This is a genomic window from Lysinibacillus sp. FSL K6-3209, assembly GCF_037976175.1.
In the GTDB taxonomy this organism is placed as follows: Bacteria; Bacillota; Bacilli; order Bacillales_A; family Planococcaceae; genus Lysinibacillus; species Lysinibacillus sphaericus_D.
This window is the reverse complement of record NZ_CP150264.1, coordinates 53,070-69,642: the sequence shown is the minus strand read 5'-3', so window position 1 is coordinate 69,642 and position 16,573 is coordinate 53,070. Positions and strand designations below refer to the sequence as shown.

Genomic DNA, 16,573 nt, shown 5'->3' with positions numbered 1-16,573 from the left:
CAGGCCATACTGCATTTTTTATTTTACTTTTGCACCATTTTCAAGTTTTGGATCAACAGAGGCTAGCTTTAAAATTCCATCTTTTTCACCAGCTAAAATCATCCCTTGTGATAATTCACCACGTAATTTTACAGGTTTCAAGTTTGCAACAACAATCACTTTTTGTCCGACTAGCTCTTCCGCAGTATAATACTTAGCAATTCCCGAAACTACTTGGCGTTGCTCATATCCAAGGTCAACTTGTAGCTTTAATAATTTATCCGCTTTTGGAATCGGTTCACATGCTGTAACCGTTGCCACACGTAAGTCCACTTTCATAAAATCATCAATAGAAATTGCAGGTATTTCTGGAATTTCTACAACTTTTGATTCTGTGCTTGGTTCTTCTTCTTGAGAAGTTTTTACAGAGCCGCGCATTTCTTCTCGAATGTAAGTAATTTCAATTTCACCATCTAAACGTGGGAAAATTGGTGTACCTTTTTCTACCACTTTAATGTTTGCTGGAATAGTATTACCGAATGTTTCAATTGTTTCCCATGATAAAAATTTGTCGTCTAATCCTAATTGTTGCAATATGCGTGTCGGTGTAGATGTCATAAATGGTTGTAGCATAACGGCAATATGATGTAAACTCTCTGCCAAATTTCGCATAACAGCCCCTAATTTTGGCTTATCTGCTTCTTCTTTTGCAAGTACCCAAGGCTGTGTTTCATCAATGTATTTATTTGTACGAGATACTAGTGTCCACAGGTCTGCTAATACGACACTAAATTGCATTTTTTCCATACTTTCTTCATATTTAATACGTACAGTTTCTGCATGCACTTTTAATGCCTCATCAAATTCTGTCGATTGAAGATTTTCTGTAGGAATATTACCATCAAAATACTTATTAATCATAGAAATTGTACGGTTTAATAAATTACCTAAATCATTAGCTAAATCAAAATTTGTTCGCTCCACAAATGATTCTGGTGAAAATACGCCATCAGAGCCGAATGGTAACTCTCTTAATAGGAAGTAACGTGTTGCATCTAATCCATAACGTTCGATTAACATTTCAGGATAGATAACATTTCCTTTTGATTTAGACATTTTTCCGTCTTTCATCATAATAAATCCATGCGCGAAAACTTTTTTAGGTAATGGTAAATCAAGAGCCATTAAGAATATCGGCCAATAGATTGTATGGAAACGTACGATATCTTTTCCTACCACATGTACATCGGCTGGCCAATATTTATTAAATAACGTTTCATCTTCTGATAAGTAACCTAAAGAGGTAATATAATTTGTTAACGCATCTACCCAAACGTAAATTACGTGTTTTGGATCTCCCGGTACTTTAATGCCCCAATCAAATGAAGTTCGTGAAACTGATAAATCTTCAAGCCCTGGTTTAATAAAGTTATTAATCATTTCGTTTTTACGAGATTCCGGTTCGATGAATTCTAGATTTTCTTCATAATAAGCGAGTAGGCGATCTGCGTATTTCTTCATATTAAAGAAGTAAGATTCTTCTTTAACTTTGTGTACAGCGCGACCACAGTCTGGACACTTTCCATCTTCTAATTGCGTTTCAGTAAAGAATGACTCACAAGGAGTACAGTACCACCCTTCATACTCACCTTTATAGATATCGCCGTTGTCTAAAAACTTTTGGAAAATTTTTTCGACAGTTTTTTTATGACGTTCTTCCGTTGTTTGAATGAAATCATCATAAGAAATATCCATTAATGCCCATAGTTTTTTCGCTGCCTCGGCAATCTCATTTACATATTCTTGAGGATGCTTGCCAGCTTCTTCAGCTTTTTCTTGAATCTTTTGTCCATGCTCGTCCATCCCAGTTAAGAAACGTACATCATAGCCACGTAAACGTTTGTAACGTGCAATCGTATCAGACGCTACTGTCGTATACGCTGTACCAATATGGAATTTTCCACTTGGATAGTAAATCGGGGTTGTTATATAGAATGTTTTGTTTTGTTCGCTCACGAGAACTGCCTCCAATGTTTCACAGTATAATATCTATTCTATCGAAGTACGAAATTCGTTTCAATGAAAGTTTATTGAATGCGAAAAATGTCGAATATTATATTAATCCATTTAATGTATTTTATAAGAAGCTTTTTTACTATAAAATAAAATCTATAATAAAAACCTTTTAAAAAAATAGAAATAACAGTTTTCTCCTCAAAAATTTTTACAAATAAGAAATTATTACTGTATTAATTAATTGACGTTTATGGCATTACTTGGTATGATAACTATCAGACAAGGAAATTATGTCGAAATTTGACGAAACACAAATATAACTTTCACTTATAGGAGGAAAAATAATTATGAAATCAACAGGTATTGTTCGTAAAGTCGATGAATTAGGTCGTGTGGTAATTCCAATCGAACTTCGTCGTACATTAGGTATCGCTGAAAAAGACGCTTTAGAAATCTACGTAGATGATGACAAAATCATTCTAAAAAAATATATGCCTAACATGACTTGTGCTGTTACTGGTGAAGTTTCTGATGATAACTTCCGTCTAGTTGGAGGCAAATTAATTTTAAGCCCTGAAGGCGCAGAAATGTTAATGAAAGAAATCCAATCTAGCTTAAAAAAATAAACCCATTCCTGCACCTAAATCGACAACAGCGGTTTAGGTGTTTTTATTATTTGATAAAAATTTCTTTTTATAATGGCAAAGTTTTATATATACTTCCCATATAATGTCCATGTCAGACCTCTTTTATTAAGATTACCCGTTTTTACAATTATTATCAATTTAAACATGAACGTTTTAATAGAGATAATCACTCTCAATCGTAATAAATTGGCGAATATTGTATTTTCATAACAAAAAAAGATTGCCTCTATGGAGACAATCTTTACTACTCACTCACTATGGTATTCGTTATAAATATCACGCTTCGCTACTTGGCGCAGTTTTGCAACTTCTTTTATTGCTTCCTTAGAAGTAACGCCTGATTCGGCAATAATATAATCAACATGTTCCACTACATTCATGGCAATCCAATAGGCATCTTCTTGCATATCGTCTTCTGCATTTTGATTTCCTTCCAATACAATACAAAACTCTCCGCGGATTTCTTCAGTTTGAGACCATTCCACCGCTTCTGTTATAGTACCACGAAGAAACTCTTCGAATTTTTTTGTCAGTTCACGCGCAAGCACAATACGACGGTTACCAAGAATTAATTCCATATCCTTTAGTGTTTCTTTTAAACGATGGGGAGCCTCGTAAAATAAGATGGTTTCTTGTCTTTTTTTTAATTGCTCTAATTGTTGTCGTCTCTCTTTTTTTCCACGATTTAAAAACCCGTAAAAGAAAAAGGGTTGTGGTGTTAAACCAGAAGCAATTAAAGCAGAAATTGCGGCATTCGCACCTGGTATTGGTACTACAGCTATTCCTTCGGCAATTGCCTTACTAACAATATCTGCCCCTGGGTCCGAAATACAAGGTAAACCAGCATCACTTACTAATGCCACCGTCTTTCCTTGACGTAAAAAGCTAAGTAGCTTCTCTCCCCCGGCATCAATATTATGTTCGTGATAACTTACAAGTGGTGTTTCAATGTCAAAATAGTTGCATAGCTTCTTTGTATTCCGTGTATCTTCAGCAGCGATTACATCCGCTTCCTTTAAAATTCGTAGTGCACGTACACTCATATCCTCTAAATTGCCAATGGGTGTTGCGACAAGATATAAATGTCCTTGATGATCCTGCATCGTACTTTTTTGTGATTTCACGATTTACCCCTCCCTATATAGTTCGTTTTTTGCGCCCGTGTTAACTGCTTAAAAGCATATTCTGCCCGCATCGCTTCTTGTTTTGTGTCGAAAGCTTCGACATAAATACATTCAACCGGCCCTCTAGCCCGTGTATATTTGGCACCTTTCCCTGCATTATGTGCGGCAACACGCTTTTCTACATTAGTTGTATATCCTGCATAATATGACTTGTCCGCACATTCTAACACATAGAAGAAATGACTATTCGTTTTGTCCATAAAGCATTGCTCTCACTTCAGCTGTATATTCATTATTTGAATCGTAGACATACAGTGGGGGTAATATTTTCAAATCTGGTTTACCATCCTTTATTGCTTCGATTAATAAAGTATTGGCTTCCTTCCCTGCTTTCGGATAAATCAGTTGCATTCGTTTTGGTTCTAATCGATTTGCTCGCATAGCTGTGACAATATCTAATAAGCGACCAGGGCGATGTACAAATGCTGCTTTTCCACCTTGTTTTAATAATCTACTTGCGGATTGCACCGCTTCATCGAGCGTTAAATGTAACTCATGTCGAGCGATCGCGTAATGTTCAGATAAATTTTTATCACTTGCTTCATGTGCTAAAAAATATGGCGGATTACAAGTCACTACATCATATTTTTCTATTCCTAATTGAGATGGAATTTCCTTTACATCACCAAGTACCATATTGATTTGTTGCGCTAAGTTATTATACCGAATACTTCGCTCTGCCATGTCAAATAAACGAGGCTGTAATTCTACACCCGTAATATGTCCTTTCGTTCTAGCACTTAAAAATAACGGAATAACACCATTACCTGAGCATAAATCAACTATTTCCCCTTTATGATAAGGTACATTGACAAATTTCGAAAGTAACACTGCATCCAATGAGAAAGAAAAGACAGATGGGCTTTGAATAATACGTAAATTCTCTGCCAACAAATAATCTAATCTTTCATCATCCTTCAACCAATTTTCCATGAGCCTTCCTCCTACTATACAAAACAAAAGACTGATACCACCGAAGCGGGAATCAGTCTTCTATTACACATTTTGCTTATTTAAAAATGATAGACAAAACAGACAATCTTCACCTTTACGTGAACTTCCAAAATGAACATGACAAACGTGGAAGCCCTCTTGGTATAGACGTGCTAAGTTATCATATCCCTCGCCAATATCTAATGGATTCTCTTTCTTCTCATCTGTAGCCTGTACGGTGTTCTCTTTAGAAAGTAGTTCTTCTAGACGTGTACGAAGGTGATGATTTTCTGTTTCGAGTGCCTTATGTTCTTCCATCATTAACGCTACAAATTGCTTCAATGCACCAAATTGCGCCTGCATTGCTTCGAGCTGTTGTTCGAACTCCATAACGGTATCTAAGAAATTACGGTCCTTCACCCAAGCCACCTCGTTAAATTCTCTATCTTATATAAGATTTTTTTCGCATGCTAGCAGTTCTTCGAGCGTATACTCAACCGTGCGCTCTTGCTCCTGTAAATATACTTGAATAAGTCTTTCTAGCACATTTAAACCAACAACTCTCCCACGGCCATCTGGTGTCATTGTCATTTCACCAATATCTGGCATACCCTCTTTTGCTTCTTCGTATTCATCGTTTTCATACTTCAAGCAGCACATTAAACGACCACATAACCCAGATATTTTAGATGGGTTTAAAGATAAATTCTGATCTTTTGCCATTTTAATAGACACCGGATCAAAATCACCTAAAAATGTTGAACAGCATAGCATTCGGCCACAAGGACCAATACCACCTAATAATTTTGCTTCATCTCGCACACCAATTTGGCGGAGCTCGATACGGGTTCTAAAAACAGATGCTAAATCTTTTACTAAGTCCCTGAAGTCAACACGACCTTCTGCCGTAAAGTAAAAGATAATTTTATTGCGATCAAATGTATATTCAACATCAACAAGTTTCATCTCTAGTTTATGTTCTATAATTTTTGCATTTGCTAGCTCAAATGCACGTTTTGACTCAATCGCATTTTCTTCAACTTGAATACGATCACGTTCATCTGCTGGTCGTAGTACTTGTTTAAGTGGCAATACGACATCATTTTCCCCTACTACTTTTTGAGGGACAACCACTTTACCGTATTCTACACCACGAGCTGTCTCTACAATGACATATTGACTGTCCTCTAGTAGAAATGATGCTGGATCGAAATAATATATTTTACCCGCCTTTTTAAAGCGGATTCCTACTACATTATACAAATGTATATCCCTCCTGCAGATTTAGCATTAGCTGCTCCATCATTAACGTCCTATTCATGTTACGCTGTAAAGATGCACGCGCCTGTAAAATGGACTCCATTTGACTAGATAGGCGTTCAAAAGTCGAATGTAACGCAGCTTCTTTAAACGTCTGTAACATGTCTGGATAAGTACAAGCTGCTTCGGGATTAGCTTTTATTGACACTATATCACGGTAAGCAAATAGTAGTAAATTCAATGCTTGCTCCATTTCGCTTTTTTCCTTAAATAGTGGCAACCATTCCTCATGTACAACTATCATGGCTTCATGTACATTTTGGCGAATTGCCTCTACTAATTTTAACACTGTTTTTCGAGCCTGTGCAAACTGCTCATCTTTTGCTAAAAAAATAGCGGTTTCGAGCTCGTTCGTCATCATGCTAACCGTAGAAGCCATGGAGTGGGGAACGTCATTTTCTTGCAAATGCTTTAACAACAATTGACGCGGCATTTTTTGAAACTTAATATGCTGACAGCGCGAACGAATCGTAGGCAATATTGATTGCATCTGCTCTGTTAACAAAATAGCCGTAACTTCTCCATCGGGTTCCTCTAAAAATTTTAATATCATATTAGCAGATGCGATATTTAAACGATCTGCATGATGAAGTACGTATATTTTACGTCCTTGCTCAATACCCATCATTTTCATTTCAGAAATAAGATCACGTATTTGATCAATTTTAATAAATTGACCTTCCGGATAGATTTCGTGAATATTCGGATGATTTCCCGACTCAACTCGTCTGCAATTTCGACATGTTTCACATGGAACATTTTCATGTGGGTGTTCACATAGCATTAATTTTACAAAAAAATGCATAATATCCACTTTCCCTGTTCCTTTTTCGCCATCAAAAATGTATGCATGGGCTAATCTATCTTTGTCAAAAATCGTTTGAAGCTGCTTCATTACGACTGGCTGTAGTGTGAAAAGCTCTTCAACATTCTTCGCCATTTTTATTATATTCCTTCCTATATCTATAAAGCCTTATGGACTTGTACATGAAATTTATTTTTGGTAGAAGAAACGAACGCTTTACCCATTGTGATAGTAAGAAGTAAATCCTACTGATTAAATTTGAAAAAAGCCCGCGCCTACAAGTGAACAAGACACGGGTTTTACATATATAAATTAATTAATAGACCTTTAATCTCACCGATTTTGTCGAGAAGGTCAATTGCTTCCTTTTCTTCATCTAAAATATCTTGTGCAAGCTCCACAAGACGCGTATCAATTGTCTCAATAATTTTCAATCGTCTTCCTTCACCAAAGCGATTCCACGTATGCGATTGTTTTAATTCCATACCATGCTCGACAGTTTCCTGTAAGAAACGCTTCACAAGCATTTTAAAACGAGCAAGCTCTCGCAAATTACGGGACCTTGCCACACGGTCACCAGCAGTTGAAATATCCCCCAACAATCGTGTTAGTTGTTCGGTTTGCAATTTGGAGCCTTGCTTGACGACCATATCACCAAATCGGTTATTTGGATTATTATTTTGTAGAGGCTCCTTACGATTAGTATTGATCCCGACACGTATATCTTGATTGATCTTCAAGCTTTATTCGCCCCCAATTGCTTTATTATCAATGTCATCTATAGTTGTAAATTATTACTGCCAGTTTGGCAATGCTCACTAAATATTAAATACTGTTAAAAGTGGTGAAATTGTTCAATCGGTAAAACAAAGACGGTAGCGCCCCCTACCTCTACCTCCACTGGATATGGGATATAGGAATCTGCATTACCACCTAATGGTGATACAGGTGCAACCAATTGTTCACGTGCTCGACAATTATCACGGATAATATCTAAAACTTTGGGTATGAGAGAGTCTTCTGTTCCAATTAGAAATGTCGTATTACCAGAGCGTAAAAAACCCCCTGTACTCGCTAATTTTGTTGCGCGAAACTGATTTTTCGTTAAAGCATTTGATAAGCGGCTACTATCCTGATCTTGTACAACAGCTACGACTAACTTCATTCGCACTCACCCCTTTATATAATTGGCCTTGATAGAATTTATTCAAAACAGCAACATCGTCTAACAATTTCAATCCATACGTTGAAAGAAAAGACGCTAGCAACGTTCATGTTAAAAAACTTTGCGACGATTTAACTTTATTCGTACGCGTATCAGATGAAAGTAGGCATATTGCATTCTTCTTAGCACTTATAAGGTAAAGTTTTCTTTTATCCGATGCAGTAAATGGGTCATCAGATGTTACCATTATATCACAATATGGTAGTTAACTTCATGTTTTTACTGCATTGCCTTATACACTATTGCCCATACATCTTCAACTACATGCTCCATACTTTGGTCCGCATTAACGACTCTTATACGTTCTGGATAACGTTTTACTAATTGTAAATATCCTTCACGCACCTTTTGATGAAAGGCCAAACTTTCAACATCAAGGCGGTTTACTTCACGATCTCCATGAGCGTGTATACGTGCTAAACCAACCTCTGGTGAAATATCAAATAGGATAGTTAAATCAGGTAATTTTTTCCCTATAGCAAACTCATTAATAGAGAGTACCTCATCTACACCAATGCCACGCGCATATCCTTGGTAAGCTAACGATGAATCAATAAATCGATCACAAATAACCATCTTACCAGCATCTAAAGCGGGTCTTACTTTTTCAAAGTAATGCTGACTTCTCGCTGCTGCGTACAATAATGCTTCCGTCCGTTCATCCATTGCTGTGTGTTCCGGATTTAAAATGATTGTTCGAATTTTTTCGGCGATTTCAATACCTCCAGGTTCTCTCGTTGCTAAAACATCTATATTTTCTTGTGCTAATCGTTCAGCTATTTTTTTAATGATGGTTGTTTTCCCGGCACCTTCTGGACCTTCAAATGTAATAAATAAATTGCAATTCATGCTGTTATTGCCTCCAACTATTTAATGACCTCGATCATTTTTTCCTCTAACCTGTGATTTCCTTGAAATGTTGCGCCTGTTGCAAGTAATTCCTCCAACTGACTTAGTTTAGCTACCGTAATTTTTTCTCCCGGAATGAGCAATGGGATGCCAGGAGGGTAAGGAATAATCATACTTGCAGCCGTACGTCCCATTGTCCGCATGTAGGGTAGCCATTCCTTCTTCATATTGGAAATTTCATCAAATGAATATGCTGGTTCCGTAATAGCTGCGAAACTGTAGGCAGTGTGTGAAACCGTTTGTATTTCTGTTTTGTCAGTGTTTAATAATGCTGTTACAGCCTCTTTTATACGTACACGAATCTCTGCAAACGGAAAACTATACCCTTGTTTTAAAAGTGGCAGTACAAATAATACCTGATGAGCATCGGCAAGCTCTGCATATACATGCTTCGCTTCTAATGCTTCCTGTAGTTGATAGCCACTATAACCTTTAACGCGAAGCAATAATTTTATAGGGTCGTCTACCTCAATTACTTCAAGCGAACCGATTGAACGTAATGCATCAATCCATTGATTTTTTTTCTCTATTATATATGCACCATCGCTCTCCATATATGTCTGTATATAATAGCGTGCATCATCCAAAGAAGCTAACAATACATAAGATGGACTGCTGGATTGTAACATGCGTAAATAGTGATGGATACGATCAACATTGACTAATTGTGAGTTCACATGCATAAAAGATGCCATTGTCATAGCAGGCAATGTTTTGTGTGCTGACTGCACAACAACATCGGCGCCGAAGGTTAAAGCAGATGGCTGGAATAAAGAACAAGCATTAAAATGAGCCCCATGCGCCTCATCTACTAAAACGGGTATATTTTTTTCATGACAATATGCTATTTGCTGTGATATTTCTTTTGATGTCATACCGTAATATGTTGGATACGTTAAAACAACTGCCTTTGCATCTGGATAGTCATTAACAGCCTGCTTTAGATCGTGATAGGAAACATGTGTTGCAGTTAATGTTCGGTCGTCCCAAAGAGGAGAAACATAAACAGCCTTCGCTCCAACAAGCTCAATTGCATGAAAAATAGACTTATGAGCATTACGTTGTACAATGATTGTATCGCCTCTTTTACATGTAGCATATATCATCGCTAAATTCCCAACTGTTGAGCCACCTACTAAAAAAAAGCTTTTCATCGCACCATATGTTTCAGCTAGTAAATTTTCAGCCTCTAAAACCATTTCTTCAGGATAGTGTAAGTCATCCAGTCCTGTTAACTCTGTTACGTCGTATCGCATAACATCTTTAAAAGCCTGTGGTAAATGTGATAATTCTCCATGTTTATGTCCCGGTACATGAAAGGATATATTTTGTTGTTGTCGAAAACGCTCTAAACCTTCTACAATTGGCTTTTTCTTTTGCAAAACAAGACACCCTTTTTTCGTTTATTATATTCTTTAATTATACGGGATTATGGCAGGATAAAAAAGCTATCCTACAAAATAGGATAGCTTAAGATTTAGAACGCAAAACTAACTATAAAACAGCATTTGATTTTCATTCTAACTGCTACACTGATTCAATGATTGCCAATAAATTAACTATAGAATTGGCATGATAGGAATATGCAAAAAAGCTATTATATTTACTTCCTAAATAAGAATGGCCTTCCTCAATATAGCAAATTCTTTAAATATCTCTATTTTCATCACTTTCACCATTTGCAATACTTACTATCTATTTCTTACTGACTGTATTGATATATGATGCCACCCAGGTTATAAAACAATATATATGTTGTTTATAGTAGCTGGACTATGAGATACATTATAAGATCTACTACTTTTTTGGCTTGCAACTAATTATGACATGGATAGCAATGGGCTATAGTATCATTTTTTTATTTCTATAAATTATTTAACTTTCCCCTAGCGATTTGAAAACGTTATGATTTTAAATAAAAAAAGACCGAAGATTTCTCTTCGATCTTTTTAAGTTGCCTAGCGACGTCCTACTCTCACAGGGGGAAGCCCCCAACTACCATCGGCGCTAAAGAGCTTAACTTCCGTGTTCGGTATGGGAACGGGTGTGACCTCTTTGCCATCATCACTAGACAGTATTTAATTGAAAGATTGTTCTTTCAAAACTGGATAAACGGTTCATTGAATGTTTCAAACTTTTTGGTTAAGTCCTCGATCGATTAGTATTCGTCAGCTCCATGTGTCACCACACTTCCACCTCGAACCTATCTACCTCATCGTCTTTGAGGGATCTTACTTACTTGCGTAATGGGAAATCTCATCTTGAGGGGGGCTTCATGCTTAGATGCTTTCAGCACTTATCCCGTCCACACATAGCTACCCAGCGATGCCTTTGGCAAGACAACTGGTACACCAGCGGTGTGTCCATCCCGGTCCTCTCGTACTAAGGACAGCTCCTCTCAAATTTCCTACGCCCACGACGGATAGGGACCGAACTGTCTCACGACGTTCTGAACCCAGCTCGCGTACCGCTTTAATGGGCGAACAGCCCAACCCTTGGGACCGACTACAGCCCCAGGATGCGATGAGCCGACATCGAGGTGCCAAACCTCCCCGTCGATGTGGACTCTTGGGGGAGATAAGCCTGTTATCCCCGGGGTAGCTTTTATCCGTTGAGCGATGGCCCTTCCATGCGGAACCACCGGATCACTAAGCCCGTCTTTCGACCCTGCTCGACTTGTAGGTCTCGCAGTCAAGCTCCCTTGTGCCTTTACACTCTACGAATGATTTCCAACCATTCTGAGGGAACCTTTGGGCGCCTCCGTTACCTTTTAGGAGGCGACCGCCCCAGTCAAACTGTCCGCCTGACACTGTCTCCTGCCCCGCTAAGGGGCATGGGTTAGAATTTCAATACAACCAGGGTAGTATCCCACCGACGCCTCCTTCGAAGCTGGCGCTCCGAGATCTCTGGCTCCTACCTATCCTGTACAAGTTGTACCAAAATTCAATATCAGGCTACAGTAAAGCTCCACGGGGTCTTTCCGTCCTGTCGCGGGTAACCTGCATCTTCACAGGTACTATAATTTCACCGAGTCTCTCGTTGAGACAGTGCCCAGATCGTTACGCCTTTCGTGCGGGTCGGAACTTACCCGACAAGGAATTTCGCTACCTTAGGACCGTTATAGTTACGGCCGCCGTTTACTGGGGCTTCAATTCGCAGCTTCGCTTGCGCTAACCACTCCTCTTAACCTTCCAGCACCGGGCAGGCGTCAGCCCCTATACGTCACCTTACGGTTTTGCAGAGACCTGTGTTTTTGCTAAACAGTCGCCTGGGCCTATTCACTGCGGCTCTCATGCGCTTGCACGCTCAAGAGCACCCCTTCTCCCGAAGTTACGGGGTCATTTTGCCGAGTTCCTTAACGAGAGTTCTCTCGCACACCTTAGGATTCTCTCCTCGACTACCTGTGTCGGTTTGCGGTACGGGCACCTCTCACCTCGATAGAGGCTTTTCTTGGCAGTGTGAAATCAGGAACTTCGTCCATACGGACTCGCCATCACAGCTCAACGTTACAGTGTGCGGATTTGCCTACACACACGCCTTACTGCTTGGACGCGCACAACCAACGGCGCGCTTACCCTATCCTACTGCGTCCCCCCATTTCTCAAACGGTGAGGAGGTGGTACAGGAATATCAACCTGTTGTCCATCGCCTACGCCTATCGGCCTCGGCTTAGGTCCCGACTAACCCTGAGCGGACGAGCCTTCCTCAGGAAACCTTAGTCATACGGTGGACGGGATTCTCACCCGTCTTTCGCTACTCATACCGGCATTCTCACTTCTAAGCGCTCCACCAGTCCTTCCGGTCTGACTTCAACGCACTTAGAACGCTCTCCTACCACTGACATCGTAGATGTCAATCCACAGCTTCGGTGAATCGTTTAGCCCCGATACATTTTCGGCGCAGCGTCACTCGACCAGTGAGCTATTACGCACTCTTTAAATGATGGCTGCTTCTAAGCCAACATCCTGGTTGTCTGTGCAACGCCACATCCTTTTCCACTTAACGATTACTTTGGGACCTTAGCTGGTGGTCTGGGCTGTTTCCCTTTTGACTACGGATCTTATCACTCGCAGTCTGACTCCCGTGTATAAATATCTGGCATTCGGAGTTTGTCTGAATTCGGTAAACCGGGATGGCCCCCTAGTCCAAACAGTGCTCTACCTCCAGTATTCTCATCACGAGGCTAGCCCTAAAGCTATTTCGGAGAGAACCAGCTATCTCCAAGTTCGATTGGAATTTCTCCGCTACCCACACCTCATCCCCGCACTTTTCAACGTGCGTGGGTTCGGGCCTCCAGTAAGTGTTACCTCACCTTCACCCTGGACATGGGTAGATCACCTGGTTTCGGGTCTACGACCACGTACTAATTCGCCCTATTCAGACTCGCTTTCGCTGCGGCTCCGCCTTCTAAAGCTTAACCTCGCACGTAATCGTAACTCGCCGGTTCATTCTACAAAAGGCACGCTATCACCCATTAACGGGCTCTAACTACTTGTAGGCACACGGTTTCAGGATCTCTTTCACTCCCCTCCCGGGGTGCTTTTCACCTTTCCCTCACGGTACTGGTTCACTATCGGTCACTAGGTAGTATTTAGCCTTGGGAGATGGTCCTCCCGGATTCCGACGGAATTTCACGTGTTCCGCCGTACTCAGGATCCACTCTGGAGGGAATAAACTTTCGACTACAGGGCTTTTACCTGCTCTGGCGGACCTTTCCAAGTCGCTTCATCTAACTCATTCCTTTGTAACTCCGTATAGAGTGTCCTACAACCCCAAGAGGCAAGCCTCTTGGTTTGGGCTCTTCCCGTTTCGCTCGCCGCTACTCAGGGAATCGATTTTTCTTTCTCTTCCTCCAGGTACTTAGATGTTTCAGTTCCCTGGGTCTGCCTTCAAGACGCTATGTATTCACGTCAAGATACTACGCGATTAAACGTAGTGGGTTCCCCCATTCGGAAATCTCCGGATCAAAGCTCACTTACAGCTCCCCGAAGCATATCGGTGTTAGTGCCGTCCTTCTTCGGCTCCTAGTGCCAAGGCATTCGCCGTGCGCCCTTAATAACTTAACCTGCAGCTTCCGATATACATCGTAATCCAGCGTCAGCTTCATTCGTTCGGTCAGTCACGTACAGAGGTACGCTCCTTCTCTCACTCAATCGCTTCCTTGTCTTACTCGTATCTCGAAACCTTCATTTGTTATTAAGCCTATAAAAAACTTAAAAAAATAAATGTGTTTGTTACAATTTCAATGTCGTTTTATCCAGTTTTCAAAGAACAAATTCACTACCTGTTTCTACTTCTTCGCAAATTTGCGACGAAAGCGTAGCGACAGGAGCACAGTTTTGAAGTATTTCATCGTAATGATGAACCTTCAAAACTGAACGCAAAACGTAATCTTACAAACCCAAGGTTTGTATTCCGAAAATATCCTTAGAAAGGAGGTGATCCAGCCGCACCTTCCGATACGGCTACCTTGTTACGACTTCACCCCAATCATCTATCCCACCTTCGGCGGCTGGCTCCAAAAGGTTACCTCACCGACTTCGGGTGTTACAAACTCTCGTGGTGTGACGGGCGGTGTGTACAAGGCCCGGGAACGTATTCACCGCGGCATGCTGATCCGCGATTACTAGCGATTCCGGCTTCATGTAGGCGAGTTGCAGCCTACAATCCGAACTGAGAACGACTTTATCGGATTAGCTCCCTCTCGCGAGTTGGCAACCGTTTGTATCGTCCATTGTAGCACGTGTGTAGCCCAGGTCATAAGGGGCATGATGATTTGACGTCATCCCCACCTTCCTCCGGTTTGTCACCGGCAGTCACCTTAGAGTGCCCAACTAAATGATGGCAACTAAGATCAAGGGTTGCGCTCGTTGCGGGACTTAACCCAACATCTCACGACACGAGCTGACGACAACCATGCACCACCTGTCACCGTTGTCCCCGAAGGGAAAACCATATCTCTACAGTGGTCAACGGGATGTCAAGACCTGGTAAGGTTCTTCGCGTTGCTTCGAATTAAACCACATGCTCCACCGCTTGTGCGGGCCCCCGTCAATTCCTTTGAGTTTCAGTCTTGCGACCGTACTCCCCAGGCGGAGTGCTTAATGCGTTAGCTGCAGCACTAAGGGGCGGAAACCCCCTAACACTTAGCACTCATCGTTTACGGCGTGGACTACCAGGGTATCTAATCCTGTTTGCTCCCCACGCTTTCGCGCCTCAGTGTCAGTTACAGACCAGATAGTCGCCTTCGCCACTGGTGTTCCTCCAAATCTCTACGCATTTCACCGCTACACTTGGAATTCCACTATCCTCTTCTGCACTCAAGTCTCCCAGTTTCCAATGACCCTCCACGGTTGAGCCGTGGGCTTTCACATCAGACTTAAGAAACCACCTGCGCGCGCTTTACGCCCAATAATTCCGGACAACGCTTGCCACCTACGTATTACCGCGGCTGCTGGCACGTAGTTAGCCGTGGCTTTCTAATAAGGTACCGTCAAGGTACAGCCAGTTACTACTGTACTTGTTCTTCCCTTACAACAGAGTTTTACGAACCGAAATCCTTCTTCACTCACGCGGCGTTGCTCCATCAGGCTTTCGCCCATTGTGGAAGATTCCCTACTGCTGCCTCCCGTAGGAGTCTGGGCCGTGTCTCAGTCCCAGTGTGGCCGATCACCCTCTCAGGTCGGCTACGCATCGTCGCCTTGGTGAGCCGTTACCTCACCAACTAGCTAATGCGCCGCGGGCCCATCCTATAGCGACAGCCGAAACCGTCTTTCAGTATTGTCCCATGAGGGACAATAGATTATTCGGTATTAGCCCCGGTTTCCCGGAGTTATCCCAAACTATAAGGTAGGTTGCCCACGTGTTACTCACCCGTCCGCCGCTAACGTCAAAGGAGCAAGCTCCTTCTCTGTTCGCTCGACTTGCATGTATTAGGCACGCCGCCAGCGTTCGTCCTGAGCCAGGATCAAACTCTCCATAAAAGAAATTTGATTAGCTCAAATTGTTTTGCTGGCATCAATTTTGATGTCCAAAATTTTGTTTCGTTCACTAACGAAGTTAGCTAGTAAAAACTATATTGATTACGTTTTGCTTGTTCAGTTTTCAAGGTTCAATTTGTCGCCGTTTGTTTCAGCAACTCTTATATAATACCATCTTTTCAAATCGATGTCAACAGTTTATTTTAAATTGTTTTTTGTTTTATATAAGTTGTTTCAGTTGTTATCTTAACGACTCTTATTACTATATCATAATATTTATAGTTTGCAAGTCTTTTATAAAAATAATATTAAAAAAGTGATTCCTAGTACACCTGGAATGCCCAACAATGCAATTGTGAAAACGGAAAACAGATTAATTGGTACATTATAACCGCTATAACCAACACCTAAATGAATAATGAATAATAATAAAAATGCAAATGCAAATCGGAACCAAAATACTGATAGTCCTTCTATTACTTTACCCAATTTAATGTGTCTTCCTACTATATAAAGAAAAAGAAGCGCTACAGGAACACAAATACTCACAATTACAGTCCACGGCATATGATTGC

Annotated in this window: 13 protein-coding genes and 3 rRNA genes; 1 reads left to right on the top strand and 15 read right to left on the bottom strand. The window is 40.8% G+C overall.

All coding sequences use genetic code 11. The features are described from left to right. Window positions 1-18 precede the first annotated feature (18 nt). The gene (gene metG / locus MHH88_RS00300; RefSeq protein WP_339260831.1) at window positions 19-1,995 is read right to left on the bottom strand and encodes a methionine--tRNA ligase; all 1,977 of its coding nucleotides are present in this window, start codon (window positions 1,993-1,995) and stop codon (window positions 19-21) included. Window positions 1,996-2,342: 347 nt separating this feature from the next. Here metG and MHH88_RS00295 point away from each other — a divergent pair, with 347 nt between their 5' ends. Then, window positions 2,343-2,621, top strand: a complete 279-nt coding sequence (locus MHH88_RS00295) for an AbrB/MazE/SpoVT family DNA-binding domain-containing protein (protein ID WP_024362580.1) — start codon at window positions 2,343-2,345, stop codon at window positions 2,619-2,621. A gap of 269 nt (window positions 2,622-2,890) precedes the next feature. Here the strand turns inward: MHH88_RS00295 and rsmI are convergent, their stop codons facing one another. From rsmI to MHH88_RS00225, 14 genes are all read right to left on the bottom strand, one after another. Beyond that, complete coding sequence (gene rsmI / locus MHH88_RS00290) at window positions 2,891-3,766, bottom strand: 16S rRNA (cytidine(1402)-2'-O)-methyltransferase (protein WP_069510811.1); 876 nt, start codon at window positions 3,764-3,766, stop codon at window positions 2,891-2,893. After that, the gene (locus MHH88_RS00285; protein ID WP_069510809.1) at window positions 3,763-4,026 is read right to left on the bottom strand and encodes a GIY-YIG nuclease family protein; all 264 of its coding nucleotides are present in this window, start codon (window positions 4,024-4,026) and stop codon (window positions 3,763-3,765) included. The genes rsmI and MHH88_RS00285 overlap by 4 nt, the downstream gene beginning before the upstream one ends. Beyond that, on the bottom strand, window positions 4,010-4,759 hold the full coding sequence (locus tag MHH88_RS00280) for a tRNA1(Val) (adenine(37)-N6)-methyltransferase (RefSeq protein ID WP_339260827.1): 750 nt from the start codon (window positions 4,757-4,759) through the stop codon (window positions 4,010-4,012). The genes MHH88_RS00285 and MHH88_RS00280 overlap by 17 nt, the downstream gene beginning before the upstream one ends. 63 nt (window positions 4,760-4,822) lie before the next feature. Continuing rightward, window positions 4,823-5,179 carry a DNA replication initiation control protein YabA gene (yabA, locus tag MHH88_RS00275; protein WP_024362576.1) on the bottom strand — a complete coding sequence of 119 codons (357 nt, stop codon included), beginning with the start codon at window positions 5,177-5,179 and terminating at the stop codon, window positions 4,823-4,825. Window positions 5,180-5,206: 27 nt separating this feature from the next. Then, on the bottom strand, window positions 5,207-6,022 hold the full coding sequence (locus tag MHH88_RS00270) for a stage 0 sporulation family protein (protein ID WP_024362575.1): 816 nt from the start codon (window positions 6,020-6,022) through the stop codon (window positions 5,207-5,209). Then, on the bottom strand, window positions 6,015-7,019 hold the full coding sequence (holB, locus tag MHH88_RS00265) for a DNA polymerase III subunit delta' (RefSeq protein WP_339260825.1): 1,005 nt from the start codon (window positions 7,017-7,019) through the stop codon (window positions 6,015-6,017). The genes MHH88_RS00270 and holB overlap by 8 nt, the downstream gene beginning before the upstream one ends. Window positions 7,020-7,183: 164 nt before the next feature. Beyond that, on the bottom strand, window positions 7,184-7,624 hold the full coding sequence (locus MHH88_RS00260) for a YaaR family protein (protein ID WP_069510804.1): 441 nt from the start codon (window positions 7,622-7,624) through the stop codon (window positions 7,184-7,186). A gap of 95 nt (window positions 7,625-7,719) precedes the next feature. Continuing rightward, on the bottom strand, window positions 7,720-8,049 hold the full coding sequence (locus tag MHH88_RS00255; RefSeq protein ID WP_024362572.1) for a cyclic-di-AMP receptor: 330 nt from the start codon (window positions 8,047-8,049) through the stop codon (window positions 7,720-7,722). A 279-nt stretch (window positions 8,050-8,328) separates the two neighbouring features. Further along, window positions 8,329-8,958 carry a dTMP kinase gene (gene tmk, locus MHH88_RS00250; protein WP_069510802.1) on the bottom strand — a complete coding sequence of 210 codons (630 nt, stop codon included), beginning with the start codon at window positions 8,956-8,958 and terminating at the stop codon, window positions 8,329-8,331. Between the two features lie 17 nt (window positions 8,959-8,975). Further along, complete coding sequence (locus MHH88_RS00245) at window positions 8,976-10,400, bottom strand: aminotransferase class I/II-fold pyridoxal phosphate-dependent enzyme (RefSeq protein WP_339260820.1); 1,425 nt, start codon at window positions 10,398-10,400, stop codon at window positions 8,976-8,978. Window positions 10,401-10,974: 574 nt separating this feature from the next. Next, window positions 10,975-11,090, bottom strand: a 5S ribosomal RNA gene (gene rrf, locus MHH88_RS00240). Window positions 11,091-11,156: 66 nt separating this feature from the next. Further along, a 23S ribosomal RNA gene (locus MHH88_RS00235) occupies window positions 11,157-14,084 on the bottom strand. A 365-nt stretch (window positions 14,085-14,449) separates the two neighbouring features. Further along, a 16S ribosomal RNA gene (locus tag MHH88_RS00230) occupies window positions 14,450-16,001 on the bottom strand. The 16S, 23S and 5S rRNA genes sit together here, the layout of an rRNA operon. A 291-nt stretch (window positions 16,002-16,292) precedes the next feature. After that, on the bottom strand, window positions 16,293-16,565 hold the full coding sequence (locus MHH88_RS00225) for a pro-sigmaK processing inhibitor BofA family protein (RefSeq protein WP_339260818.1): 273 nt from the start codon (window positions 16,563-16,565) through the stop codon (window positions 16,293-16,295). Window positions 16,566-16,573: the final 8 nt, after the last annotated feature.

Bases quoted from the DNA above. Each gene is read 5' to 3' on its own strand.
- MHH88_RS00295 (WP_024362580.1), top strand. From the start codon at position 2,343: ATGAAATCAACAGGTATTGTTCGTAAAGTCGATGAATTAGGTCGTGTG.
- MHH88_RS00285 (WP_069510809.1), bottom strand. From the start codon at position 4,026: ATGGACAAAACGAATAGTCATTTCTTCTATGTGTTAGAATGTGCGGAC.
- MHH88_RS00280 (WP_339260827.1), bottom strand. From the start codon at position 4,759: ATGGAAAATTGGTTGAAGGATGATGAAAGATTAGATTATTTGTTGGCA.
- holB (WP_339260825.1), bottom strand. From the start codon at position 7,019: ATGGCGAAGAATGTTGAAGAGCTTTTCACACTACAGCCAGTCGTAATG.
- MHH88_RS00255 (WP_024362572.1), bottom strand. From the start codon at position 8,049: ATGAAGTTAGTCGTAGCTGTTGTACAAGATCAGGATAGTAGCCGCTTA.
- tmk (WP_069510802.1), bottom strand. From the start codon at position 8,958: ATGAATTGCAATTTATTTATTACATTTGAAGGTCCAGAAGGTGCCGGG.
- MHH88_RS00225 (WP_339260818.1), bottom strand. From the start codon at position 16,565: ATGCCGTGGACTGTAATTGTGAGTATTTGTGTTCCTGTAGCGCTTCTT.